The following is a 22,748-nucleotide window of genomic DNA, read 5'->3' on the forward strand; positions in this document are numbered from 1 at the left end:
GCCGAGTCGCACCAGGTTCCGGGCATGACGCCAGCCTGTCGACCACATGTGAAGAACCTGTCAGGACGCCATAGTCATCGCATCAGGGCCGTACGGCGGTCCCGTCAGCCCCTGCCGTCTCCCCCGCCCCACCGGTCCCTGCGCCCGGGCCGGTCTCCGGCGCGGCCGGCAGCCGCAGTGTGAAGACCGAGCCCTTCCCCTCCGTGCTCGCCACACCCGCCGTGCCGCCGTGGGCCTCGGCGAGCTTGAGGACGATCGCCAGGCCGAGGCCGCTGCCGCCGGTGGACCGGTTACGGGACTTCTCCGCACGCCAGAAACGGTCGAACACATGCGGGACATCGGCGGCCGGAATACCGGTCCCGGTGTCGGCGACCTCGACGGCCACCTCCCCGCCGGGGTGCGCGGGATCGGTGACGTACGAGCGCAGCGTCACCCGCCCGCCGGGCGGGGTGTGCCGTACCGCGTTGGAGACCAGATTGCCGACGGCCTGGCGCAGCCGCACCGGGTCGGCGTCCAGCAGCGGCGGTCTCGGGGCGCCGGACGCCGCCGGGGCGAGCGCCAGCGTGACGCCCGCGGTCTCGGCCAGGCCCTGGTGCGCCGTGGCGACCTGGCCGAGCAGGTCGTCGATCCGTACCGGCTCCATGTGCAGCCGGAGCGCGTCCGCGTCGGCCGCCGCCAGGTCCTGGAGGTCGTTGATGATGTGCTGGAGCTGGACCGCTTCGTCGTGGAGCGAGGCGACGAACGCCGGGTCGGGTTCGGCCAGTCCGTCCTGTGCCGCCTCCAGCCAGCCGCGGATGTTGCTCAGCGGCGTACGGAGTTCATGGGCGACGTCGCTGACCATCGCCTTGCGCTGGGCCTCCAACTGGGCGCGGTGCGCGGCCATGTCGTTGAAGGCGGCGGCCAGCCGGCCGATCTCGTTGTCCGCGCCGACCGGCACCGGCGCCGAGTCGAGGCCGTCCCGCATCCGCTGGGCGGCGCCGGTGAGCGCGTGCAGCGGGCGGACGAACCGGGTTCCGGCGATCACCGAGGCGCCGACCGTGAGGGCGAGGACGAGGGCCGCGACCCCGGCGATACGGGCGGTGTTCTTCGGCGAGAGGTCGAACCCGGGCACGCTGACGGCGCGCGGGCCGCCGATGAACAGCAGGGCGGGCGCGGCGACATAGCCGGTGAGCTGTTCGCGGCGGGCGCTGCCGACGCAGGAGGCGATGGCCCGGTCGTACTTGCTGTTGCGGACCTCGGCCGTCGGCACCTGGTACCCGTAGGCCGCCGCCGCCCCGGCCTTCTCCGCCTTCGCCCGGGCCATCCTCTCGGCCTCTTCCCGCTTGGTGGCCTGCCGCGCGGCGGCTTCCCGATCGGTGGCCCTCTCGGCGCCGGACTCGTCCACGGGGTCCGCGGCCGGATAGGCACCGTCCGCGCCCTCCGCGTACCCCCGCTGCCAGGACAGGTCCAGGTTCAGTTTCACGCCGGTCCTGTCCTGGCGTTTCAGGCAGGCGTCGGCCAGTCGGTTGAGCGCGTCGAGGGCCTTCTTCTCGGTCAGGGTGGGCGCCTCCGGCTCGCTCGCCAGGCACTTCACGTCCATGGTGCGGTCGGCGTCGCTGCTGCTGACGTAGTGGATACGGGGCCGTCCGCTCGGGCTGTCGACGATGTCCGCCGCGATGCCCACGCTGTTGAGGCACTCCACCTGCCTGAGGGCGATCTGACGCAGGCCCTCGCGCTCCTTCCCGGGCAGCAGGAACGGCCCGACGGCGCGCGGATCGACGCGGTCCGCGTCCCCGGATGGCGCGTCGGGCACCAGCGCGGTGTCGACGGCGAGCGGATCGACGACCGCGGACGCCTGCGACGGCAGCGGATCGACGGACGCCCCGGCGGACGGGCCGGAACCCGAACCGGACCCGGAACCGGAACCCGGACCGGCCCCGGAATCCGAACCGGCCCCGGCGGCGGCCGAGTCGGAGAGCGGGCGCCGGTCCTGGGTGGTGAGCGTGATCCGGCGCTCTGAGTCCTCGGCCAGTTTCCGCACCGTGGCGTCCACCCCCTCCCAGCTCGGGTGGGTGGCCGCGTACCCCATCAGGGTGTTGTAGATGGTGGCGTCGACGCTGAGGTTCTGCCCCTGCTCCTGGCGGATCGCGACCGAGGTCGTCTGCACGACGAGCCAGGCCGTGGCGGCGACCGAGCACGAGGCCACCAGCGCCGACACGGTGAGCAGTCGGCCGAGTACGCTTCTGCGGAGCGGCAGGCGGGCGGCGGTGCGCTTCTCACGAGGGGTCATGGCGTCCGTTCTTCGCGGGGTCGGTCAGCTTGTAGCCGACGCCGAACACGGTGAGCAGCCGGGCCGGCCGCCGCGGGGCACGCTCGATCTTCTTGCGCAGATGCATGACGTGTACGTCGACGGTGCGCCCGCTGATGTACGTGGCGAAGCCGTGCAGTTCCTCCAGGAGCCGCTGCCGGGTGAAGACCCGGTCCGGCTCGGCCGCCATCGCGGCGAGGATACGGAACTCACCGGGCGTGCAGACGACCGGCGTCCCCCCGACGGACACCTCGTGCCGGGCCGGATCGATCCGGAGGGTGCCCACCGACAGCACCTCGTCCTCGGCCTCGACAGCGGGCGCGGGCACCGGTGCGGGCCCGGAACCGGAAGCAGAACCGGAACCGGAACCAGGGCCGGAACCAGGGCCGGGACCAGAACCGGAAGCAGGTCCGGAACCGGAGTCCGGTGGCGCCCCGGAGCGCCGGTGGCGGCGCAGCAGCGTACGGACGCGGGCCATCAGCTCGCGCGGGCTGAACGGCTTGGTCATGTAGTCGTCGGCGCCGAGATCCAGCCCGAGCAGCAGATCGTCCTCGGTGGAACGGGCCGTCAGCATCAGCACCGGCACCTCCCGTCCCTCGGCGCGCAGGATCCGTACCACGTCCAGGCCGTCGGTCCGGGGCATCATCACATCCAGGACGAGCAGGTCGGGCGCCCTGTGCCGGACCCCCTCCAGCGCCGCACGGCCGTCCTCGACGACCGTGACCGCGTGCCCCTCGTGCTCCAGGTAGCGGCGCACCAGTTCGGCCTGCTTCGCGTCGTCTTCGGCGACCATGATGTTTGCGCACACGCGGACGATCGTATGCGAAGCGTCAACACCCCTTACGAGACCGGCAGTTGATGACACAGAGCCGCGGTTCGGAATGAATCGGGGCCGCCCCGGCGTTCGGCCCGGCATGAAGCTACGGAAGCTGGGATTCCTGACGATCGGACTGTTCGACGGCGCCGATCCCCGCCCGGGACACGAGTCGACGCTGGAGATCATCGAGCTGGGCGAGCGGCTGGGGTTCGACAGCGCCTGGGTGCGCCACCGCCACCTCCAGTACGGCATCTCCTCGCCCGTGGCGCTGCTGGCCGCCGCCTCGCAGCGCACCTCACGGATCGAGCTGGGCACCGCGGTCATCCCCCTGGGCTGGGAGAATCCGCTGCGGCTGGCCGAGGACCTGGCGACCGTCGACATCCTCTCCGGGGGCCGGCTCAACCCGGGGGTCAGCGTCGGCCCGCCGATGAACTACGACCACGTCAAGGACGCGCTCTACCCGGACACCGCCGAGGCCGAGGACTTCGGCCACACCCGTGTGCGGCGGCTGCTGGACTTCGTACGCGGCGAGCGCGCCTCCGGTTTCAGCGGCGTCCAGGGCTTCGAGTCCTTCTCCGACCGGGTCCAGCCGCACTCCCCCGGCCTGGGCGCGCGCATGTGGTACGGCGGCGGCAGCCTGCGGTCGGCCCGGTGGGCCGGTGAGAACGCCATGAACTTCCTGACCAGCAGCGTGGTCAAGGCGGAAGAGCCCGAGCAGGCGGCGGAGACGGGGACGAGACCGGGGACCGGGACGCGGTCGGGGGCGGGAGAGCCCCTGGACTTCGCCGGGATCCAGCTCTCGCACATCCGGGCCTTCCGCGCCCACCACCCCGACGGCGAACGCGCCCGCGTCTCACAGGGGCTCGTCGTCATCCCGACGGACAGCGCCTCGCCGGCGCAGCGCGCGAAGTACGAGGAGTACGCACGGGCGCGGCTGCCGCGCACCACCGCTCCGCAGGGCCCCGCGCGTCTGATGTTCGCGCCCGATCTGGTCGGGTCCTCGGCGGAGATCGCCGAACGGCTGCACGCCCACGCCGCGTTCCGCGAGGTCGACGAGGTGGCGTTCGCCCTGCCGTTCACCTTCGGCCACGACGACTACGTCCAGATCCTCACCGACATCGCCACCCGGCTCGGTCCGGCGCTCGGACGGCCCTCCGCCACCGGCTGACAGGGACCGGCCGGCCCCGCTCGTGCCGACCCGCGCGCGACCTCCGCACGCAACTCCGTCGCACCCCCTTGCGCGTTTCGAAAGTTTTGCTTGACTTTACGAAAGCGCCAACCGTCTCGGGCCGGTTGTGGGGGCCTCCCGGGGAGCCGCATGTTTCGACAACCTCCAAGGAGGAAGCGTGATCGGTACGTTGCAGAACAGAGGTCTGCTCGCCGTGGCACGCCCGACCGCACTGCTGGCCGCCACCGTCGTGGTCGCCGTCCTCGCCTCCGCCCCGTCCGCGAGCGCCGCGACGACGCTCGGCGCGTCGGCGGCGGAGAAGGGGCGGTACTTCGGTACCGCCGTCGCCGCGAACCACCTCGGCGAATCGGGGTACGTGAACACGCTGAACCAGGAGTTCAACAGCGTCACGCCCGAGAACGAGATGAAGTGGGACGCCCTCGAACCCGCCCGCAACTCGTTCAACTACGGCGCCGCCGACCAGATCGTCAGCCACGCGCAGAGCCGGGGCATGAAGATCCGGGGCCACACACTGGTGTGGCACTCCCAGCTCCCCGGCTGGGTCGGCTCGCTGGCCGCCGCCGATCTGCGGACGGCGATGAACAACCACATCACGCAGGTCGCCCAGCACTACAAGGGGAAGATCCACTCCTGGGACGTGGTGAACGAGGCTTTCCAGGACGGCAGTTCGGGCGCCCGGCGCAGCTCGCCGTTCCAGGACAAGCTCGGCAACGGGTTCATCGAGGAGGCGTTCCGCACCGCTCGGGCCGCCGACCCCGCCGCCAAGCTCTGCTACAACGACTACAACACCGACGGTCAGAACGCGAAGAGCAATGCCGTCTACGCCATGGTCAGCGACTTCAAGGCGCGCGGTGTGCCCATCGACTGCGTCGGCTTCCAGTCGCACTTCAACGCCCAGTCCCCGGTGCCGGCCGACTATCAGCAGAACCTCCAGCGCTTCGCCAACCTCGGCGTCGACGTGCAGATCACCGAGCTGGACATCGAGGGCTCCGGCACCGCCCAGGCGGACAGCTACCGACGCGTCGTCCAGGCGTGCCTGGCGGTCTCCCGCTGCACCGGCATCACGGTGTGGGGCGTGACGGACAAGTACTCGTGGCGGGCGAGCGGTACGCCGCTGCTGTTCGACGGCAACTACGCGAAGAAGCCCGCGTACACCTCGGTACTGACGGCGCTCGGCGGCTCCAGCAGCGGAGGAGGCGGCGGGGGCGGCGGTCAGGCCTGCACCGCCACGTACTCCGAGACGGAGCGGTGGGGCGACCGCTTCAACGGCAAGGTCACGGTGACGGCGGGGAGTTCGGCCATCAGCGGCTGGACGGTGAACGTGACCGTACGCGCGCCGCAGAAGGTCTCCACGACCTGGAACGGCACCCCTGCCTGGGACAGCGGCGGGAACGTCATGACGATGAAGCCGAACGGCAACGGCACGCTGGCGGCCGGGGCCGCGACCAGCTTCGGCTTCACGGTCCTGGCGAACGGGGAGTGGTCGGCGCCCACCGTCGGGGCCTGCACGGCGTCCTGACCCGCGCCGGGGACGCGGCCCGGGCGGCGCGGTGGGCTTCCCCGCCCACCGCACCGTCCGGCCCGCCAACTCCTCGGCTCCGTCGGGACCGTAGGCTCCGTCCGGTCCATCAGGTCCGCCGGTTCCGTCAGCTCCGTCAGCTCCGTCAGGCCGGGCCACGGGCGGTACGACGCCGGCGGGCGGCGGCCCGGGCGCGCAGGGCCGCCGCGACCAGGGCGCGTACGGGTGCGGGAGCGCGGCGTACGTGGAGTGCCGTACGCAGCGGCGCGTCCAGGAGCGAGGCGGCCACCGCGGGGGCCAGTCCGGCGAGCGGCCGGGGCAGCCGGGCCGCCAGCAGCCCCTGGCTGGTGGCCGCCCAGAGCGCGCCGCCCTCGGCGCTCGGCGCGAAGTGCCGGCTCTCGAACGCGCGCATCCAGCGCTCGACACCGGCCATCCCCGCGCCGTCCGGACCCGGGCCCTCCGTTCCCTCGCCGGTGTCGTCGGCGTCGTCGGACAGGCCGAGCGCGTCGGACAGGCTGACGTGGAAGGCGTACGCCGCCGCCCGCTCCTCGTCCGTCACCGCGCGGTGGCCGTGGTCGTCGATGAAGCGGAGCGGGCAGATGGTGAAGCAGGCCAGGACGTACCGCATCAGCTCGGGCGTGATGTCGGGCCGGTCGTGGATCCGGCGCAGCCCCGCGACGATCCGCCGGCCCTCCGCGCTCTCCACCCCCTGGCCGATCAGGGCGAACATGGACACCCCGGTCGCCTTGGCCCGGACGCGCGGTTCATGGGTCATCCGGCCCGTGGCGTGCAGCACCCGGGCGATGCCGGGGATGCCGAAGGTACGGACGAAGCCCAGGGTGAGCCCGAGCCGGGACTCCTCGGGCATCGTCTCCAGCACGAGCCGCGCGAAGGCGTCCCGCGTCCCCGAGGTCTCTCCCGGCCCCTGCGCCCCGTCCGTCTCGCGGGTCTCCGTCTCGTGGGTCTCTGTCATCTCCGTCATCTCCGTCGGCCCCTCACTCCGTCGGCCCCTCACTCCGTCGCCGTGGCGGCGGCCAGCGCCTCACCGGTCAGCGGCGCGTACAGATGGCGGGCGACCCGTACGAGATGCGCCCGCTCCTCCACCGGTTCCGCGTCCAGCCCGGGCAGCGGGGTCTGGTCCTCGCGGGGGCGCGGCGGCGTCCCCGCGTTCAGTGCCTCGACGGCGCAGCGCAGGGCGGTCGCCACGATCAGCGCGGCCCGCTCCGCGTCGTCCAGACCGGCCCGCTCGGCGAGCGCGGTGGCGGCGGGGACCACGGCGGGCGTGACCCACGGGCGCAGCGTCAACTGGCCGTCCCGTATCTCCAGTCCGCGCCGCGCGGTGCGCCACTCCAGGTCGCGTACGGCCAGCCGCTCGGTCCATGCCGAGGGCGGCGCCTCCAGGGCCAGGCGCCGGTCCGCCCGGTAGACGAGGTCCCACAGCGGGCGCAGGGCCTGGTAGTCGCGCCGCCTGCGGATCCAGGCGGCGACGGCCGGCCCGGCGAACCCGTTGGTGATGAGGACGGCGCCGAGCGCGGCGAACGCGGGGCCGAGCGCGGTGCTCAGCCACTCCGTGCCGGTGGTCCCGGCGGCGGCCGCGCCGATCGCGACGAGTTTGCTGACCCCGTATCCGCAGGCGACGAAGGCCCCCACCGCGAGCTGCCGGATGCCCCGGCGCAGCGGCCCGTCCGGCAGTCCGGCGGCGTGCCGGAGACAGACGCGGCCGATGTCGATGAGCGCGAAGCCGAAGAGGCCCTGGTAGAGAACGAGGAAGAACGCGATCGACGGGATCGTGGCGAAGGTGGTGTCGAAAGTGAGCGGGGTCTCCGGGCGGGCGGCCCCGCCCGCGAAGAACAGCACGATCATCGTGGCGACCAGGACGGCGAAGACGGTGAGGCGCACCTGTACCGGGCGCCAGGCCTCCACGGCCGCCTCGTCCCACACCCGCGCCTCGACGCGGTCCTCCGGCGCGGTCCACATCCGCGCCAGCACCACGGCGGCGGCGGAGAACCCCATGATGCCGAGATAGACGAAGAGGGTGGCCAGATTGGGGCGGTGCGCGATCCGGTCGACCAGCCGGTAGACGACCGGGGCGGCGACGACGAACGCGGTCGCGGGGGAGGCGATCGACAGGGCGACGACGAGCAGTCCCGGACTCGGGTCGCGGCGCCAGGCCCGTATCTTCAGGGCGGCGACGACCCAGGCCACCGTACCGATACCGAGATAGACGACGTTGAACGGCGCGTCAGGTATCTGCGGCGCCCCGAGGGCCGGGCCGGCCGCGGAGATGTGGGACAGGTCAGCTATACGTGACATCCCGTCCCCGTATGTCAGACATGCTGTCCTTTGCGGTGTTCCATCGCCGGCGCCAGTTGGGATGTGGTCCCCGCGCCGGGGGCCAGTACGAGGGTACGCGTCAGCTCGGCGCCCAGGATCTCCGCCTCCTCCTCGGCCGCCTCGTCGTAGTGCGAGCGGCCGAGGACCAGCCTGACGAGGTCGGGGTCGAGGGTGGGCAGATCCACCCCGGCCGTCTCCTCCTCGGCGGTCGGCGCCTCCGCGAGGTGGCCGCACAGGAGGTGGGCGAGTTCATGGCAGATGATGTGGGCCTGGTGCAGGGACGAGGTCTCCTGCTCGAAGTGGACGAGGTCGGCGTCCGCGCGGCGCTCGACGAACCCGGAGGGCTCCCCCACCCGCATCCGGCGCGGGACCAGTTCGACCGGGCGGCCGGTCCGTTCCGCGACCGCCGCGCACAGCTCCTCGACGGTGCGGGTCCGCGGCAGGTCCAGCTCCCTGACCATGGCCCGCATGCGGCGGCGGGTGCGCCCCAGATCTCCCACGCTCTCCCCATCGGCCTCGGCGTCGGCGCCCTTTCCGGCAAGACGCCAGTGTCCCAGAGGGGTTCGCCCGCTGTCGGTCACTCCTCGGAACGGCTGTCGGGACGGTCGTCGGAACGACCCTCCGGGTGGCCATGGGGCAGTCCGACCGCCTTGCGCAGTTGCTCCACCACCGTCAGCGCGGCGTCCTGCATCGCGGGAGGCAGTCCGGCCGCCCGCATCGCGATGCGCTCCACCCGGGCGTCCCGCAGCGCCTCGATCTTCCGCAGGTCACGCTCCACGGCCTGGGCGGTGGCGGAGTCGCTGAAGTAGTCCAGCGGGACACCGAAGAACTTGGCGATCTTCACCGCGTTCTCCAGGCTGGGCTTCTGCGTGCCCTTGCGGAGGTTCCCGATGTACGTACCGCTCAGGCCCGTCCCCTCGGCGATCTCCGAGTCGCGCCACGGGCGGCCCAGGTCCTTCGGGTATATCACCGAGATCACTCGCCGGAAGCGGGCCGCGAAGTCCATCGGCTCCGACGACGCCGCCTCCCCACCCTCGCCGGGACGGGGGGCCGACGCTTCTGAGTGTGGAGAATCGGTGGTGGCCATGGATCGGACTATAGAACTCTTCCGCCTTCGACGGGGATCACGCTACTCGATCGATTTACACGATCGTTGTGAAAAACCGGGGCAAACGACCCAACAGGCACGGAACTTCCCTCTCCATCTCACTCATTAATCCACGATAGTTGACTTCCGCTCGCCTCACCTACAGGATCGACCTCGCCGGTACGACGACAACGGCCCCGGGGCCGCGAAAGCGCCGGGCGCCGCTGCCTCACGGGGGTGGGCAGCAGCGCCCGGCGCAGGGCGGGATCCGGTGTGCGCGTCCTTGTCAGTGGCCGCCGTGACCCGGCTGGTGATGGTCGAAGGCCAGCACCTCCCGGGGCATGACGGTGAACGGCCGCATCATGCCCCGGTCCTCGTGCGCCAGCAGATGGCAGTGGTACATGAACCGGCCGTGCGCCCCGGTGAACTGGCCCATGCCCTTGACCATTTCGCCGCGCCGCACCTGGAACACGTCCTTCCAGCCCTGCTCGTTGTCCGGGACCGGGTTCGCCCCGGTGTACCGGATCGGCGATGGTGATGGTGGCGCCCGCGGGGCTGAAGCCCGACACGTCGTACACCGCACGCTCCAGCACCTGGAACTCGGTCAGACCTTCGTGCCGGGCGCGCTGAGCACGACCAAAATCGAGCTGCCCCGGGCGGGCCGGCGCACCTACCTGCCCGGTCTGCCCTTCCGTACGACCTGCTGAGCGCGGGCGAGCACCCGGGCGAGCCTCGGGCCCAGGCGGCGTTTGAGGGCGCGCAGGGCTGTCACGCGGCTCGCCGCGCGGTCGAGCCGGTAGTAGAGCGCGGGCGGGAGGTACGGCAGCAGCGGGGAGTGGCGCTGGCCGAGGAGGGCGAACATCTGCGCGGGCGGGAGGTGGATGTAGCGCGGCAGGTTCTCGTACCACCGTGCGCTGTAGCGGGCCGCGCTCTGCACGGGGAGGAGGGCGGACCGGCGCTCGCGCTCGTAGCGGGCGAGTGCGGACGGCAGCTCCGGGTGGTCGCGCAGGGCGCCCGCCAGGGCGATGGCGTCCTCCAGGGCGAGGGTGGTGCCCGCGCCGATGGAGTAGTGCGTGGTGTGCGCGGCGTCGCCGAGCAGGACGAGGCGGCCGCGGGACCAGGTGCGGTGGGTGAGGGTGCGGAAGGTGAGCCACTGCGCCGGGCCGCCGTCGGAGTCCGCCCGGCCGATCAGGCCGTGTCCGTCCAGCGGTACGGCGAACAGCTTCTCCAGGAGGGCCAGGGTGTCGGCCTCGCTCGTCTCATGGAGTCCGAGCCCCGTCCAGGTCGCCTCGGAGCACTCGACGATGCAGGTGCTGTGCCGGGCGCTGAACCCGTAGCCGTACGCCCAGATCCAGCCGTGCTCGGTCTCCGTGAAGGCGAAGGTGAAGGAGTCGAAGACCTTGGTGGTGCCGAGCCAGACGTACTTGTTCCGGCCGGCCGTGACCTCCGTACCGAAGTGCCCCGCGTGCCGTTCGCGCAGGCCGCTGTTCACACCGTCGCAGGCCACGACCAGGTCGGCACCGGCCAGTTCGGGATCGTCGGGGCCCGCGGTGATCCCGTGCTCGTACACGATGTGTACGCCCAGCTCCCGGGCCCGCTCGGCGAGGATGTCCAGCAGTTCGCGGCGGCCGATGGCGAAGCCCTCGTCGCCGTGGTGGACGGTGGTCAGGTCGTCCACGTGCGCGACCCCGTCGCTCCAGCGGACCGAGCGCTCGCTGATGGTGCGGGCGGACTCGGGGTCGTGGGCGCGCAGTTTCTCGATGAGGCCGCCCCAGTAGGTCACCCCCCATCCGTAGGTCGAACCGGCCGGGTTCCGTTCGTGGACGGTGATCTCGTGGGACGGATCCTGCCGCTTCATCAGGATCGAGAAGTACAGTCCGGCGGGCCCGCCGCCGACGCAGGCGACCTTCACACACACTCCCCTCGAAAACGCAGAGCTATCAATTGGCAGCGAAGAGTAACAGGGGGGTGCGGGGAACGGCCGTCACATCCACAGGCGGGCCTTCACCAGGAGCTGGCCATGGAGCAGCGACAGGTCCGTACGGGTCAGGTCCCCGTCCCGCGTGGCGAGGTAGAAGGTGTTGGTGGGCGGGAGTTCGGGCTCCAGCAGCTTGACGACCTCGCCGCGCACCAGTTCCTCGGCGGCCGGACAGCTGGGGAGTACGGAGATTCCGGCGGAGGACTTGACCGCGGCGAGCGCCCCGCGCAGATCCGCCACGACGAGGGAGGGCGTCGCGGTCGGCCGTAACCCGAAGACCGTGAGCCAGTAACGGCGGATGATCGGCAGGGACTCGGCGTACGCGATCAGAGGGTACGTGGCGAGGCGGATCTGGTGGGTCACGGTGCGCTGGGACGGTTCGAGCCGCTGGGCCGCCGTGGTGAAGGATCCCAGGCGGTGGACGGTCACGAAATGTGGTGGCGGCGGGGCCGGCGGCCACCGTGCCGTTTCTTCCTGGACGAGGCGCTGCGCGAGCGCGGGGCGCGGTACGAGTCGGGCGAGCCCTTCGCACCCCATGTCGTCCGCGACGGAAACCTGGTCACGGGAAATCCGGCCTCGCGGGCGGAGGCCACGGCTCTTGGTTCCGGGGGCGGGGTGCGATGAGTTCCGGGGCCGGGGACGGTCAACCCCTCACACACCCCGGACGGAACAAGGGAGTCACGACATGAAGTACATGGTGCAGCTCTTCGGGAACCGTGAGACCTGGGACGCCGACATGGCCTCGTACACGCCGGACGCCCTGCGCGCGATGGTCGCGCACATGGGCAGGCTCAACGACGAGTTGGTCAAGAACGGCGAGTTCGTGCAGGCCGAGGGGCTCGGCGGGCCTTCCCTGGTCACATCCGTGAGCGCGCGGAACGACGGCGACCCGGTCGTGACGGACGGACCGCACTTCCAGGCCGAGAAGATCCTGGCCGGCTACTGGGTGATCGACGTGAAGGACAAGGCGCGGGCGGTCGAGTTCGCCGCGCAGGTCTCCGCGGCACCGGGCCCGGACGGCGCACCGGCCAACGAGCCGGTCGAGGTCCATCCCGTCCCCTCCGGGCCGCCGGAGGTGTGAGGCGGTCGGGGTCGGCGTCGGGGTCGCGATCGGGTCAGGGTCGGGGCCGGACCGGGGGCGAACCACTCCCGGACCGGGGTCCGGACCAGTCCCGGGTCGGCCCCCGGGTCCGGACCAGTCCCGGGTCGGCCCCCGGTCGCCCTCCGACCGCACAGGCTCCTGCGGCCCCTCGCGTGGGACCGGGCCGCCTTCCCCTCACCAGGGGCCGTCGCCGGCCGACCGGCCGTCCTACTCCTGGTCCGCGGCGAAGACCTCACCCATGGAGGCGAACTTGCCGCCCTCGGACTGCATCCCCTTCTTCTTGGTCATCGGGGAGAAGGCACTGGTCTTGCCGTCCTGCATGTACGACTTCAAGTAGGCGGACTGCCCGTTCTTCTTGGCGGTCGCCAGGTCGATCAGGGGCTGGTAGTCGGCCTGCGTGACGGCGTTCATGATGGCGAAGCGGCTGGCCGCTCCGGCAGCCGCGTGGAGCATCCCCACGGGCGCCTCCGCCATCTTCTTCCCGTCCGCGTCGAGCGGGAAGCGGGCGGGCACCGACAGCTTCACCACGGGGCCGTTGCCACCGGACTCGGAGATCGCCTTCCCGTCCCCGACATTGAAGTTGACGGCGATGACCGTGTAGCCCGCCGCCCCCGCCGCGTCGAGGAAGCCCGGGGACTGCTGGTCCTGCTCGGTTATCCCGCCGACGCCGCCACTGGTGGGGTTGCCCCAGGCGGCCGAGGGGTTGCCGGTGCCGACGCCGATGTAGAGCAGCACCTCTTTGCCGTCGCCCTGCGCCTTCGCCATGATCTCGTGGACCCGGCCCGCGGCCTCGCCGAGCAGCCGGACATCGTCCGCGTCGAGGGAGCCGCCGAAGCCCCCCGCCTCGCCCACGGGCGTGTTCTTGAGCTCCGCCCTCTGCACCGGCTGCGCGGGGCCCGTCGCCCTCTGCACCGGCTGCGCGGGGCCCATCGCCCTCTGCAGGGGCGTCGCGGGCCCGGCGTGCTGCCGGTCCCCGGCCTCCGGGGTGGACATCGCGCGCAGCACCAACTTGTTTCCCGCGGAGTTCTGCAAGGAGTGCATGGGGGACTCCGGGCCGCCGGTACGCGCCAACGGGCGGTCTGCCCCGCGGCCGCGCGCGTGGCTCGGGTCGTGTGAGGTATGTGCGTCACGGCTGTGCACGGCGGGTTCCTTCCACAGGGCAGGAGGTTGCCACCCTATTCTCCGCGACTCCCGGCGTTCCGGAAGAGGCGCCGGGTACGACGGGAGGGCAAAATGACTGCCCTTACGGCACACCCGGGCCCGGGTATGCCGGCCACCGCCCCGGTGTCGTCGGGGGACCGGGAGCCCGGGGCCGTGCGCCCGGATCCGGCCCGCGTCCGTCGCCGTACCCTGCCTGAACAGCGTCTTGGCAGCCGTGAAGGGGGAGTTCCCACGTGAGTGACCAGAAGGCGGGCTGGGACGTGGGCCTCGTCGCCACCCCGTACGGCCTCGGTTTCCTCGATGCCCCGGCACTCGAAGCCAGGACCGGTTACCCGATCCGCTCGGCCTGGCGCTCGCCCGGCGATCCGCGCCCGCTGCCGCCCGCCGACGCCATCGCGGTCGCCCCGGCCACCTTCAACACGATCAACAAGTGGGCGGCCGGGATGTCCGACACGCTGGCGCTGGGCATCCTGTGCGAGGCGTACGGCTCCGGTGTCCCCACCGCCGTACTCCCGTACGTCAATACGGCCCTGGCCGCGCACCCCGCGTACCGCAGGAGCCTGGACCTGCTGCGCGGGATGGGCGTGCGCGTCGGCTCGAACACATCCCATGATCCCGCGCCCGACGAGGCCGGGGCCGGCGGCGGGGCGTACAGCCGGTCGAAATCGGCGGTGAACTCCTCTGGCAACCGGGCCAGTTGCCCCGGCCCGGGAGCGCCGGTTCGTGCGGGCTCGCCGAGCCAGGTGATGAGGGCGCGCTCGTCGAGGGCGTCGCAGACGACCCCGTCGAACTGCTCGTGCGCGAGGCGGGCACCGCGCCGCGGGAGCCGCTTCAACTCGCTGATGTCCGCGGGCCCGGCGTCCAGTCGGACGGCCGGGCCCCGCCGCGGGCGGCCTCGGACCGAGCCCGAGACGGCCTCAGTACCTCGAACGGGTCAAGGAGAAACAATTTTCGCCGCCCGGGTAAGGGGATTCCCCCACGGGGCCGCGCTTCCTCGCCGCGGCCTCCCCGCCCAGTGCGTCGTACGCGCGCTCGACCAGTACGGGCAGCCCCTCGGGGTCGCCGTCCGCACCGCGCGCCCACATCCGGAGTGCGGCGATCAGCACCCCGGCACCGGCCCCGACGACCACCGCGGGGCGGGGATCCCGGTCCGGGTCCACCCCGAGCCGGGCGGCGAGGATCCGTACGGACTCCTCCTGGGCCTCGATCCGTACCCGCTCGTACGCGGCGAACAGCGCGGGCTCGCGGTCGATCAGGGCGAACAGCGCCCGGCCGCGCGCGCGCCGGTGCACACCCGGGCGCTCCTCGTCGAACAGCCACTCACGGACGGCCGACCGGTAGGCCACCAGCGGCGGTTCGCCGGCCGGCCGGGCGCGCAGGGCGTCGTTGATGCGCTCGCCGTCGCCCCGGGTCGACTCGACGGCCGCGTCCTCCTTGCCGCTGAAGTGGCGGCTGAACGTACGGCGGGTGACGTCGGCGCGCTCGGCGATGGCCTCGACGGTGACCTCCGCAGGCCCGCGCTCCAGCATGAGATCGGCGGCTGCCGAACCGAGCGCTTCCCGGGTGCGCCGCGCCTTGCGCTGCCGGCCGTCCTCGACGGGGGCGTCGGTCGGGGCGGGCTCCTGCCGGGTCACCTCATCACCTTCATGGGGTCGATCGTACACCCCAAATGTCCCATTGGGACATGATTCACTTACCGTCGAATACCCGCGCAGGGCAGCCGAAAGCGCGGTATAGACGCGGTATTCGGCGCCCCTCCGATGGCCCCGTCGGCGCCCTTCGGCCGCCCCTCCGACGCGCCCCGGCCATCGGACCGTAGAGCAACGGCAGGGGTCGTCAGCCCCAACTCTGCGCGTACTGGTCGCGATAGCTGGCCTTGTCCGACCACATCCGCTGAGCCATCGTCAGCCCCAGCAGACTCAACGCGATGATCACCAGCCCGGGTACGAGGGTCCGGTAGTCCACGATCGAACTCACCGAGCCCGTCCCGACACCAACACCCGCGCCCGTCCCCGTTCCGCTTCCCACTCCGGCTCCGGACCCGTTGCCCGCGGGAACGCCGCCGCCCGCCGCCCCCGCGGGGGTGGGTACGGCCTGGTCCACCGTCCCGTCGCCGCTCCCCGTCGCCGTCTCGTTGCCGCCACCGGCCTCGACGCCCGCGAGCCGTACCCCGAGGGCCGCCATCGCCGTCGACACCGGCTGGAAGAACGTCGTCCCGCCGACGGTGCAGTCCCCGCTGCCGCCCGAGGTCACACCGAGCGCCAGCCCCTGCGCGAGGAGCGGGCCGCCGCTGTCCCCGGGCTCGGCGCAGACCGTGGTCTGGATCAGACCGGTCACCGTGCCCTCGCGGTAGTTCACCGTCACGTTCAACGCCGTCACCTGCCCGGAGCGCAACCCCGTGGTGCTGCCGCTGCGGAACACCTGCTGGCCGACGACGGGGTCGGCGGCGCCGATGATCTGTACGCCCCGGCCGTCCCCGATGTCGACGGTGCTCGTGCCGTCGAACGCGGCCGGGTTCTCGTACTGCACGAGGGAGAAGTCGCTCCCGGGGAACGTCGTGGCGACCGTCGAGCCGACCGGCGAGGTGCCTCCGGAGTCCTGGAACCAGGTGGTGCCGGCGGGGCCGCAGTGCCCGGCCGTCAGGACGAAGTCGTTCTGCCCGTCCGTCACGTTGAAGCCGACGGAACAGCGGTCGCTGTTGGTGAAGATCGGCGCGGCGCCGTTCACCTTCGTGACGAACTCCCCCGTGGTCCGCTCCATCTCCACGGAGCCGCCGATCCCGTCCGCGACCTCGGTCATCCGGGACCAGTCACCGGCGGACACGGTCCTGTCGGCCTGCACCACGACCCGGTTGGCGGCGTAGTCCACGGCCCACGCGGTCCCCGGGACCCGGGGCGCCTCGGCCAGCGCCTCGGTGGCGGAGGCGAGGTCGCGCATGCTGTAACGCATCACCTCGGCCCGCGCTCCCTCGCGCCGTACCTCGGCCGCCGCGTCCTCGTCCGTCACGGCGACGACCGGCCGCCCGTCGGCGGCGATCCAGGTACCGGCGGTACGGGAGGCACCGAGCTTCGCCACCAGCCCCGTCCCCACCTCACCGACGGCCGCGCTCCCGGCCCCCGCCGCGCGGCCGGCCGGCTCGTCGGCCACGGCGTTCGAGACCAGCAGCCCACCGCAGACCAGCCCGCCGACGGCGGCGAGTCGCGTGATCCGCCGGAGGTGGCGTCGCGCGTGCTTCATCCGTGGCCCCCAAGGTCGTACCGGTACGACGTCTACGACATCGCCAGCGCCGGAGCCCGGGCATCAGAGGGCCCTCCTCCCATACGTACGGCGACCGGGCCCGGTTCAAAGCCCACCGGATTTTCCGCTCGCGCGGCCTCCGGGCCCCGTCCCCGCCAGTCAGGGAAGAAGCCGGGTGGGCGCGGCCCGCCCGTACAACTCGTCCGGGCCGATCAGCAGTTCGCCCCCGTCGCCTCGCGCCCCGACGAGCCGTCCGCCGACTGGGGCGGCTGCCCCTCCCGGCGCGCGCCGAACTGATGCCGGACGGTACCGGGGCCGTCGCCAGGGAGCTGCGCGGCGAAGGCGTACTCCTCGACCTCGCATCACGCGGCGACGCCAAGGCCGTACGCGGCCAACCCGCGTCGAGCTCGTGACGCTCGACTGCGCGAGGCGCGGTTTCCTGTCACCGAAGTCGGGCTCCCACACCGAGGCCGGGCGTGCCGCATGCCCTGTCACCGTCGTCGGCCGCCGTCCTCCGGCCCGGTCAGCGGCACCGCCCGGTTCAGGCTGGTCGAACGCCTCCGGCTTCCCGGTGCTGTCGCCCGCCTTCCGCACGGTGTGGACGACCCGGGGCCGCGTCCGGCCGCTGCCCAGGCCCGGCCGACAACCCCGGGGCCACTTCAGCGACCGCGCGGAACGCCACCGCCACCGCCACCGCCACCGTAATCGGCCTGCGGCGACGCCAGGGTCGCCCAGACGACCTTGCCCACCCCGCCCTCGCGCTCGCCGACACCCCACTGATCGGCCAGCGCCTCCACGATGACGAGCCCCCGCCCCTCGCACGCGTCCGGATCGGGCGCCTTCGGCTGCGGCGGCACGCACGAGGCGTCATGCACCTCGATCCGCAGGCCTTCGGGCGCCGCGAGATACCGGGTCTCGATCTCCCGCCCCGGCGAAACCCGGGCATGCCGCGCCGCGTTGGTCAGCAGCTCGGACAGGATCAGCAGGGCCGAGTCCTCCAGCCTGCTCAACCCCCAACCGGCCAGGGCCTTACGCAACTCCAGCCGCGCCGGCCCCACGGACGACGGATGCCGATTCCACCGCAGCACCACGGCACGGCCGTCCGGATCCTGGACGTGCACCATCAGGCCACCTTCCCGCCCTGAACGCCGATCCGGAGCTGCCCGAGCCGCAACCGCCGCTCGGCGCGCTGCCAGCGCTCGAACTCGGCGCGGCGGTAGGGCTTTGGCAACGGGAGGTGCCTACCACCGGGCTCGGTGAGACACCCGAGGCCGAAGACGACGGCCGAACCGGCCATTGCGGTGTCCTGGCCAGACCATGACATCTGGGGTGCCGCCCAAGGTCCTTCACGCCCGACGTGCGGGAATAAGCCTCGCAACAGCAGGCCACGGAGGCGGCCGATAGACTTGCTCATTGTTGACGCTCCTTCGAAGCGTTGACCACGCCCCCGGACCTCGCCTGGTCGCGGGGGTACTCGTTTCGCCATCCGCAGATGGACTGCCTCAGGCGTCCGCCGATCAGTACGACGACCGACACAGCGCGCCGTCACACCCTGAAGACGACTGCTCAGCTCGGTTCCGAGTCGAGCGGAAACCCAGCATGCGCACCGCAGATGTCATTCTGCAAGACTTCATTTTCTGGTTCCTCACATCGAGTGTTCGAACAAATGACTTGCATTGCGGAATAGGCGCACCGATGCTTGCATTTCGAGTGACGAAGTACTTCAGACTGAGCGCTGAGAAGGAGTTACTCATGGTGGAGGGATCAAGCGGATCAACAGTTCCGCGCCGCCAACTCGGCCGGTATCTACGGGATCTCCGCAACAGGGCCCGACTGACCGTCCGCGCTGCCGCCCGGAAGTTGGAGTGGTCCGAGGCGAAGATGTGGCGCATCGAGACGGGCCAGACGTCTCTGCGCAGCCACGATGTCGAAACGATGTGCAAGGTCTACGGCGCACCGAACGACCTCACGGAAGCCCTCATGGGACTGGCCAAAGAGACCAAGGCGAAGGGCTGGTGGCACGCCTACGGGGATGTGATCCCGGAAGGCTTCGACCTCTTCATCGGATTGGAGGAGGCCGCATCGGCAATCGACTGGTACGAGAACGAGTTGGTGCCCGGCCTGCTTCAGGACATGAACTACGCCCGGGTCATCATGGGTACGCACAACCCTGACGAAGCGGACGACGAGATCGAACGGCGCGTCCACCTGCGTACCGCCAGACAAGGATTGCTCACCAGGACAACCGAGCCGGCCACGTTCAACGTCGGCCTCAGCGAAGCGGTACTGAGACGCCCGGTCGGCGGTCACTCAGTGATGGCGGGGCAGCTCAAGCACATGCTGGACGTCGGCGAGTTACCCAACGTGACCATTCGTGTGGTCCCGTTCAGCGCCGGGCTCCACTTGGGTGTCATGTCCGGCCCGTTCGGGATTCTGCGGTTCCCACTCAATTCGGACGGCAGTGAGAGCGAGCCACCCACCGTTTACGCGGACGGCTACACGGGGGACCTCTACCTCGACAAGCCCCATGAGGTCGCCCAGTACAACAACGTATTCGAGAGCATCTGGAGCACCGCACTCAACGATGAGGCTTCACGACGCCTGATCTCCGAAATGGTAGGGAGCTATGGACGGGATTGACCTGGCTGAGGTGGTGTGGATCAAGTCCAGCCACAGCAACGGACAGTCGGCCTGCGTAGAAGCGGCACTTGACAGCACCGATGTTGTCCCGGTGCGGGACAGCAAGGCAGTGCGCGGGCCAATACTCCTTTTCGCGACTACCCCGTGGTCCGCATTCGTGGCAGACCTGAAGCAGGGACCCAGTTGGGGAGGCATGTGACGCCGCCGAGCGTGCCGCCCTTTCGTGAGCTGCTGGCCGGTGCCAAGCGGTCAGCCGTCCATCTGGAGCTGCGCGACACGTACTTCAGCAACCCGCGCTTCGAGGAGTGGCGGAAGGGGAGCCGGGTCGACTGGTCGGACCGGTCGTCATGGTGGCTGCCCTTCCATCAGCAGATCGCCGATGCCGTCGCCCGAGGCGTGACGGTCCGCCGCGCGCGGGTCGTTTCCGAGCCGGTGACCGAGTACATCCGTTGGGAGCACTACGTCACCCACGCCAATACGGCGGCCGGAGAGGAAGTGCGATGGTTGCCACGAAGGCAGGCAAGCGATCTCGCGCTGGCCGGGAACGACTTCTGGCTGTTCGACGGTCGACTGTTGCGGGTGCATCACTTCTCGGGCGACGGTGACCTGGTGGAGGACGAGATCACCGACGATGCCGCTACCGTCGAGGTGTGCGCCACCGCCTTCGACAGCGTGTGGCAGCGTGCGATCCCGCACCCGCGCTACGGGATCCGCTGACCCACGGTCGCGCCGGGGAGTACGGCACGGGCGCGGGCCATCAGGTCTGGGGCGGTCAGCAGGAAGCGGCCGGTGTATAGGGCGTCGTGCCCGTACATCGTCCGGGCCAGCTCCGTCGAGCTGTCCACCTCCAGCGACCAGGCGGCGCAGCGCAGTTCGAGGGTTCCGGGCTTCGGTACGCTGCGCCCGCTCCACCCGACGCAGATCAACCAGCACGCCTCCGCGAACCGACCGCCGTCCGCGGACCCGTACAACCGCGTCGGCCCGTGCCGCGCTGCCACGTCCGCCAGCACCGGATCAGGCACACCCGGCACGGGTACGTACCCGACCACCGCTGTGCTCCCGTAGTGCCCGGTGGTCGTGTACGCGACGACGCCGTACCCGTCCGGCCATGTATGCAGCAGCGGCAGTACGGTCACTCTGCCCTCGCCCGCCACGACGCGCGCCAATGCTCTCTCCCCGCTCCATCGAGTGAACGTGCGGCTCCGTCCGGGATGCCCCCGGCACGGAGCCGCCTCGCCCGTACGTGCCTATGCGCTCAGGCTGTCGCCGCACCCGGAGGACGGGTTCGACCCGCCTCCGTCGCCGTCCTCGATATCGGTGTTGTCCGGGTCCCCCTGGACAACCAGGCGCCGCGGTGCGTGACTTCTGGACATGTGGCCGATCCCTTCTTCGGGAGGGGTGGCGCGCCAACCCGCTTCGGCCGCACTCCTGCCAGGGAATGGGCGACCGAAGCCGGGGCTACGGAGGCGTAGCCGGCCGGGGCATGGGGCAGGCCGGGTGCCGCGCGTGGGCCAGACCGTAGGAGCCGGGTATGGGCGTGGTCCACCGATGTGCAGATATGTGCGGTGATACCCGTCATCGTTGGGCAACGGCCACTGGGCGGCCCTAGGCTGTGGCCCGGCGCCGATCGAGGCGTCGCACATCACCGCACAACCAGACGGAGGTTGACGTGCCCTTACTGTTCATCGGGATCGACCCGAACACCGGTAGCGAGGAGAGCGCCACGATCTGGGTGGACCACGCGAACCGGGAGCTCATCTTCCAGGGGCGGAAGCCGGGCCAGGAACTCACCGCGGAATGTGCCGCCACGGAAGTTCCCGGGCATGCGAAGGGCGTCCCGGATCACGAGGCCGTGGTCCGGATTCCGGCTCGGATGGTGCACATGATCAGGGAGGCGTGCGATGCGATCGAGCGCGACGCCGTTTGATGCACTGATCGCGTCCTGCGTCCGCTCCGCGGTCCACCTGGAAATGCGCGACAACTACGCCGTGGAGAGCGAGAAGACCGCATTCGCCGACTGGAAGGGCGGCTTCCGTCACGACCCGGCGAACCGAGCGTCCTGGTGGCGGCCGTGGCACGACCTCATCCAGGAGACGGTGTCGCGAGGTGTCGTCGTACGCCGGGCCCGCATCGTGTCCGAACCCGTGAGCGCGTACATTCGCTTCGAGCACTCCGGCACCTTCACCAACGTCGCTGCGGGAGAACAGGTGCGATGGCTGCCGCGCAGGCGTGCCTCGGACATCGCTCTGCCGGGCAACGACTTCTGGCTCTTCGACGACCGGCTCATCCGCTGGAACCATTTCACCGGTGACGGTGGCTCCGGCGGTCCACAGGATTCCGACGACCCGGCGGCTGTGAAGCTGTGTACCGAAGCCTTCGAGGCGGTATGGGCGCGCGCCGTACCGCATGAGGCGTACGAGATCCGGTAGCGGCAAGCATCTGCCGAGGTCCAGCCCATGCCCATATCTCCGTCCTCGTCCGCGCAGGCCGCACGCGAGGCTGTCGCCAGGCAGTTGCGCGATCTGCGCAAAGAGGCGGGGCTGACCATTGCCGATTTGGCCCAGCGGTGCGCCTGGCACCACTCGAAGACCTCCCGCATCGAGAACGCCCGTACCGCTCCCTCCGCCAAGGACATCCGTCTGTGGTGTCGCGCCTGCCGGGCGGACGATCAGGTGGAGGGCTTGATCGTCCAGTCCCTCAACGCCGAGTCTCTGTACGTCGAGTGGCGCGACCGGATGCGGGGCGGTCTGGAGCAGCTACAGAACCGGTCGGTGCGGCTCTTCCGGGACACCCGGTTGTTCCGCGTGTACTCCTCCACCCTCGTGCCGGGCCTGTTGCAGACCGAGGGCTACGCGGCGACGGTGCTGGGTTTCGATGCCGCCTTCCGGGAACTTCCGGTCGATGACAGCGCGGAAGCGGCACGCGCCCGGGTCGAGCGCTCCCGGATCGTCCACGAACCAGGACACCGGTTTGTCCTGGTCGTGGAGGAGGCCGTGCTGCACTACCGGATCGGTGACACCGACGCGATGGCCGCGCAACTCGGCTATCTGCTGACGGCCGGCGCGCTGCCTTCTGTGTCGCTCGGCATCATCCCCGCAGCGGCGGACCGGCAGAAGCAATGGCCGCGCGAAACCTTTCACGTGTACGACGACACGCTCGTATCGGTCGAGTTGGCTTCCGCGCGCATTCGGATCACCCAGCCCGGTGAGATCGCCCTGTACCTCAAGGCGTTCGAGGAACTGCGCGGCATGGCCGTGTACGGGCCGGCCGCGCGGGCGCTCGTCGTGCGGGCCATCGAGGCCCTGGGGTAGGCGCCGCAGTCGGCCGGCCGCAGCCGGAGGCCGTGCCCGGCTGTCGTACCCGCGGGGCAAGGGCCCGTGACCCCGTTCCGCACACC

The 22,748-nt window shown here is 71.2% G+C and carries 25 protein-coding genes and 1 pseudogene; 12 read left to right on the top strand and 14 right to left on the bottom strand.

Annotated features, from left to right (window positions below; genetic code table 11):
- Positions 1–82: 82 nt before the first annotated feature.
- Both ACIQ7D_RS06115 and ACIQ7D_RS06120 read right to left on the bottom strand, forming a co-directional pair.
- Positions 83–2,269, bottom strand: coding sequence for a sensor histidine kinase (locus tag ACIQ7D_RS06115; protein ID WP_403934098.1), 2,187 nt, complete (start codon positions 2,267–2,269; stop codon positions 83–85).
- Positions 2,256–3,080 (bottom strand): response regulator transcription factor, encoded by an 825-nt coding sequence (locus ACIQ7D_RS06120; protein ID WP_403935011.1) that lies wholly within the window; start codon positions 3,078–3,080, stop codon positions 2,256–2,258. The genes ACIQ7D_RS06115 and ACIQ7D_RS06120 overlap by 14 nt, the downstream gene beginning before the upstream one ends.
- A 121-nt stretch (positions 3,081–3,201) precedes the next feature.
- On the opposite strand from ACIQ7D_RS06120, the gene ACIQ7D_RS06125 reads away from it, so the two are divergent.
- Entirely contained in the window at positions 3,202–4,272 is a 1,071-nt protein-coding gene (locus ACIQ7D_RS06125; protein WP_403934099.1) for an LLM class flavin-dependent oxidoreductase, read from the top strand.
- Positions 4,273–4,504: 232 nt separating this feature from the next.
- Positions 4,505–5,812: an endo-1,4-beta-xylanase gene (locus tag ACIQ7D_RS06130; RefSeq protein WP_403935014.1), complete on the top strand. Its 1,308-nt coding sequence runs from the start codon at positions 4,505–4,507 to the stop codon at positions 5,810–5,812.
- 145 nt (positions 5,813–5,957) lie between these two features.
- Here the strand turns inward: ACIQ7D_RS06130 and ACIQ7D_RS06135 are convergent, their stop codons facing one another.
- The 5 genes from ACIQ7D_RS06135 to ACIQ7D_RS06155 all read right to left on the bottom strand — a co-directional run bounded on the left by ACIQ7D_RS06135 (position 5,958) and on the right by ACIQ7D_RS06155 (position 9,705).
- Entirely contained in the window at positions 5,958–6,785 is an 828-nt protein-coding gene (locus ACIQ7D_RS06135) for an oxygenase MpaB family protein (protein ID WP_403934101.1), read from the bottom strand.
- Positions 6,786–6,823: 38 nt separating this feature from the next.
- Positions 6,824–8,125 (bottom strand): MAB_1171c family putative transporter, encoded by a 1,302-nt coding sequence (locus tag ACIQ7D_RS06140; protein WP_403934103.1) that lies wholly within the window; start codon positions 8,123–8,125, stop codon positions 6,824–6,826.
- A 14-nt stretch (positions 8,126–8,139) separates the two neighbouring features.
- Positions 8,140–8,646: a hypothetical protein gene (locus tag ACIQ7D_RS06145; protein ID WP_403934105.1), complete on the bottom strand. Its 507-nt coding sequence runs from the start codon at positions 8,644–8,646 to the stop codon at positions 8,140–8,142.
- A 77-nt stretch (positions 8,647–8,723) separates the two neighbouring features.
- The gene (locus ACIQ7D_RS06150) at positions 8,724–9,233 is read right to left on the bottom strand and encodes a helix-turn-helix domain-containing protein (RefSeq protein WP_403934107.1); all 510 of its coding nucleotides are present in this window, start codon (positions 9,231–9,233) and stop codon (positions 8,724–8,726) included.
- A 286-nt stretch (positions 9,234–9,519) separates the two neighbouring features.
- Positions 9,520–9,705 carry a multicopper oxidase domain-containing protein gene (locus ACIQ7D_RS06155; RefSeq protein ID WP_403934109.1) on the bottom strand — a complete coding sequence of 62 codons (186 nt, stop codon included), beginning with the start codon at positions 9,703–9,705 and terminating at the stop codon, positions 9,520–9,522.
- On the opposite strand from ACIQ7D_RS06155, the gene ACIQ7D_RS06160 reads away from it, so the two are divergent.
- Positions 9,668–9,940, top strand: a complete 273-nt coding sequence (locus ACIQ7D_RS06160; RefSeq protein ID WP_403935115.1) for a hypothetical protein — start codon at positions 9,668–9,670, stop codon at positions 9,938–9,940. The genes ACIQ7D_RS06155 and ACIQ7D_RS06160 overlap by 38 nt on opposite strands.
- Here ACIQ7D_RS06160 and ACIQ7D_RS06165 read toward each other — a convergent pair.
- A complete protein-coding gene (locus ACIQ7D_RS06165) occupies positions 9,904–11,145 on the bottom strand; it encodes an FAD-dependent monooxygenase (protein WP_403934110.1) in 1,242 nt (413 codons plus the stop codon). The genes ACIQ7D_RS06160 and ACIQ7D_RS06165 overlap by 37 nt on opposite strands.
- Before the next feature lie 72 nt (positions 11,146–11,217).
- On the bottom strand, positions 11,218–11,640 hold the full coding sequence (locus ACIQ7D_RS06170) for a LysR substrate-binding domain-containing protein (RefSeq protein ID WP_403934112.1): 423 nt from the start codon (positions 11,638–11,640) through the stop codon (positions 11,218–11,220).
- Between ACIQ7D_RS06170 and ACIQ7D_RS06175 the strand changes: the two genes are divergently transcribed.
- Positions 11,629–11,835: a hypothetical protein gene (locus ACIQ7D_RS06175; RefSeq protein ID WP_403934114.1), complete on the top strand. Its 207-nt coding sequence runs from the start codon at positions 11,629–11,631 to the stop codon at positions 11,833–11,835. The genes ACIQ7D_RS06170 and ACIQ7D_RS06175 overlap by 12 nt on opposite strands.
- Positions 11,836–11,896: 61 nt before the next feature.
- Positions 11,897–12,292, top strand: coding sequence for a YciI family protein (locus tag ACIQ7D_RS06180; RefSeq protein ID WP_403934116.1), 396 nt, complete (start codon positions 11,897–11,899; stop codon positions 12,290–12,292).
- Positions 12,293–12,520: 228 nt separating this feature from the next.
- Here the strand turns inward: ACIQ7D_RS06180 and ACIQ7D_RS06185 are convergent, their stop codons facing one another.
- The gene (locus tag ACIQ7D_RS06185; protein ID WP_403934118.1) at positions 12,521–13,354 is read right to left on the bottom strand and encodes a hypothetical protein; all 834 of its coding nucleotides are present in this window, start codon (positions 13,352–13,354) and stop codon (positions 12,521–12,523) included.
- 362 nt (positions 13,355–13,716) lie between these two features.
- Between ACIQ7D_RS06185 and ACIQ7D_RS06190 the strand changes: the two are divergent.
- Positions 13,717–14,124 (top strand): annotated as a pseudogene (locus ACIQ7D_RS06190) (flavoprotein); the annotation flags it as partial.
- Positions 14,125–14,391: 267 nt separating this feature from the next.
- Here ACIQ7D_RS06190 and ACIQ7D_RS06195 read toward each other — a convergent pair.
- From ACIQ7D_RS06195 to ACIQ7D_RS06205, 3 genes are all read right to left on the bottom strand, one after another.
- The gene (locus ACIQ7D_RS06195; RefSeq protein ID WP_403934120.1) at positions 14,392–15,108 is read right to left on the bottom strand and encodes a TetR/AcrR family transcriptional regulator; all 717 of its coding nucleotides are present in this window, start codon (positions 15,106–15,108) and stop codon (positions 14,392–14,394) included.
- A 202-nt stretch (positions 15,109–15,310) separates the two neighbouring features.
- Positions 15,311–16,711 carry a S1 family peptidase gene (locus tag ACIQ7D_RS06200; protein WP_403934122.1) on the bottom strand — a complete coding sequence of 467 codons (1,401 nt, stop codon included), beginning with the start codon at positions 16,709–16,711 and terminating at the stop codon, positions 15,311–15,313.
- Positions 16,712–17,370: 659 nt separating this feature from the next.
- Positions 17,371–17,835: an ATP-binding protein gene (locus ACIQ7D_RS06205; protein ID WP_403934124.1), complete on the bottom strand. Its 465-nt coding sequence runs from the start codon at positions 17,833–17,835 to the stop codon at positions 17,371–17,373.
- Between the two features lie 628 nt (positions 17,836–18,463).
- Here ACIQ7D_RS06205 and ACIQ7D_RS06210 point away from each other — a divergent pair.
- The 3 genes from ACIQ7D_RS06210 to ACIQ7D_RS06220 are packed head-to-tail and all read left to right on the top strand — an operon-like array spanning position 18,464 to position 20,068.
- Positions 18,464–19,351, top strand: coding sequence for a helix-turn-helix domain-containing protein (locus tag ACIQ7D_RS06210; RefSeq protein ID WP_403935016.1), 888 nt, complete (start codon positions 18,464–18,466; stop codon positions 19,349–19,351).
- A complete protein-coding gene (locus ACIQ7D_RS06215) occupies positions 19,338–19,550 on the top strand; it encodes a DUF397 domain-containing protein (protein ID WP_403934126.1) in 213 nt (70 codons plus the stop codon). Before ACIQ7D_RS06210 ends, ACIQ7D_RS06215 begins: the two co-directional genes overlap by 14 nt.
- Positions 19,547–20,068, top strand: coding sequence for a DUF6879 family protein (locus ACIQ7D_RS06220; RefSeq protein WP_403934128.1), 522 nt, complete (start codon positions 19,547–19,549; stop codon positions 20,066–20,068). The genes ACIQ7D_RS06215 and ACIQ7D_RS06220 overlap by 4 nt, the downstream gene beginning before the upstream one ends.
- On the opposite strand, the gene ACIQ7D_RS06225 is transcribed toward ACIQ7D_RS06220, so the two are convergent.
- A complete protein-coding gene (locus ACIQ7D_RS06225) occupies positions 20,053–20,517 on the bottom strand; it encodes a hypothetical protein (protein ID WP_403934130.1) in 465 nt (154 codons plus the stop codon). The two genes, ACIQ7D_RS06220 and ACIQ7D_RS06225, sit on opposite strands and share 16 nt — an antisense overlap.
- 503 nt (positions 20,518–21,020) lie before the next feature.
- Here ACIQ7D_RS06225 and ACIQ7D_RS06230 point away from each other — a divergent pair.
- Genes ACIQ7D_RS06230 through ACIQ7D_RS06240 form a run of 3 tightly spaced genes read left to right on the top strand, consistent with a single transcriptional unit; the run spans position 21,021 to position 22,662 of the window.
- On the top strand, positions 21,021–21,278 hold the full coding sequence (locus tag ACIQ7D_RS06230) for a hypothetical protein (RefSeq protein WP_403934132.1): 258 nt from the start codon (positions 21,021–21,023) through the stop codon (positions 21,276–21,278).
- Entirely contained in the window at positions 21,253–21,780 is a 528-nt protein-coding gene (locus ACIQ7D_RS06235; protein ID WP_403934133.1) for a DUF6879 family protein, read from the top strand. Before ACIQ7D_RS06230 ends, ACIQ7D_RS06235 begins: the two co-directional genes overlap by 26 nt.
- Positions 21,781–21,807: 27 nt before the next feature.
- On the top strand, positions 21,808–22,662 hold the full coding sequence (locus ACIQ7D_RS06240) for a helix-turn-helix domain-containing protein (RefSeq protein WP_403934135.1): 855 nt from the start codon (positions 21,808–21,810) through the stop codon (positions 22,660–22,662).
- Positions 22,663–22,748: the final 86 nt, after the last annotated feature.

This window comes from Streptomyces sp. NPDC096310 (assembly GCF_044763125.1).
GTDB lineage: Bacteria > Actinomycetota > Actinomycetes > Streptomycetales > Streptomycetaceae > Streptomyces.

Excerpts from the sequence above, each read along its gene's own strand:
- ACIQ7D_RS06150 (WP_403934107.1), bottom strand. The coding sequence starts at position 9,233 with ATGGCCACCACCGATTCTCCACACTCAGAAGCGTCGGCCCCCCGTCCC.
- ACIQ7D_RS06125 (WP_403934099.1), top strand. The coding sequence starts at position 3,202 with ATGAAGCTACGGAAGCTGGGATTCCTGACGATCGGACTGTTCGACGGC.
- ACIQ7D_RS06160 (WP_403935115.1), top strand. The coding sequence starts at position 9,668 with ATGCCCTTGACCATTTCGCCGCGCCGCACCTGGAACACGTCCTTCCAG.
- ACIQ7D_RS06215 (WP_403934126.1), top strand. The coding sequence starts at position 19,338 with ATGGACGGGATTGACCTGGCTGAGGTGGTGTGGATCAAGTCCAGCCAC.
- ACIQ7D_RS06200 (WP_403934122.1), bottom strand. The coding sequence starts at position 16,711 with ATGAAGCACGCGCGACGCCACCTCCGGCGGATCACGCGACTCGCCGCC.
- ACIQ7D_RS06185 (WP_403934118.1), bottom strand. The coding sequence starts at position 13,354 with ATGCACTCCTTGCAGAACTCCGCGGGAAACAAGTTGGTGCTGCGCGCG.
- ACIQ7D_RS06205 (WP_403934124.1), bottom strand. The coding sequence starts at position 17,835 with ATGGTGCACGTCCAGGATCCGGACGGCCGTGCCGTGGTGCTGCGGTGG.
- ACIQ7D_RS06180 (WP_403934116.1), top strand. The coding sequence starts at position 11,897 with ATGAAGTACATGGTGCAGCTCTTCGGGAACCGTGAGACCTGGGACGCC.
- ACIQ7D_RS06135 (WP_403934101.1), bottom strand. The coding sequence starts at position 6,785 with ATGACAGAGACCCACGAGACGGAGACCCGCGAGACGGACGGGGCGCAG.
- ACIQ7D_RS06140 (WP_403934103.1), bottom strand. The coding sequence starts at position 8,125 with ATGTCACGTATAGCTGACCTGTCCCACATCTCCGCGGCCGGCCCGGCC.
- ACIQ7D_RS06210 (WP_403935016.1), top strand. The coding sequence starts at position 18,464 with ATGGTGGAGGGATCAAGCGGATCAACAGTTCCGCGCCGCCAACTCGGC.
- ACIQ7D_RS06120 (WP_403935011.1), bottom strand. The coding sequence starts at position 3,080 with ATGGTCGCCGAAGACGACGCGAAGCAGGCCGAACTGGTGCGCCGCTAC.
- ACIQ7D_RS06235 (WP_403934133.1), top strand. The coding sequence starts at position 21,253 with ATGCGATCGAGCGCGACGCCGTTTGATGCACTGATCGCGTCCTGCGTC.
- ACIQ7D_RS06240 (WP_403934135.1), top strand. The coding sequence starts at position 21,808 with ATGCCCATATCTCCGTCCTCGTCCGCGCAGGCCGCACGCGAGGCTGTC.
- ACIQ7D_RS06115 (WP_403934098.1), bottom strand. The coding sequence starts at position 2,269 with ATGACCCCTCGTGAGAAGCGCACCGCCGCCCGCCTGCCGCTCCGCAGA.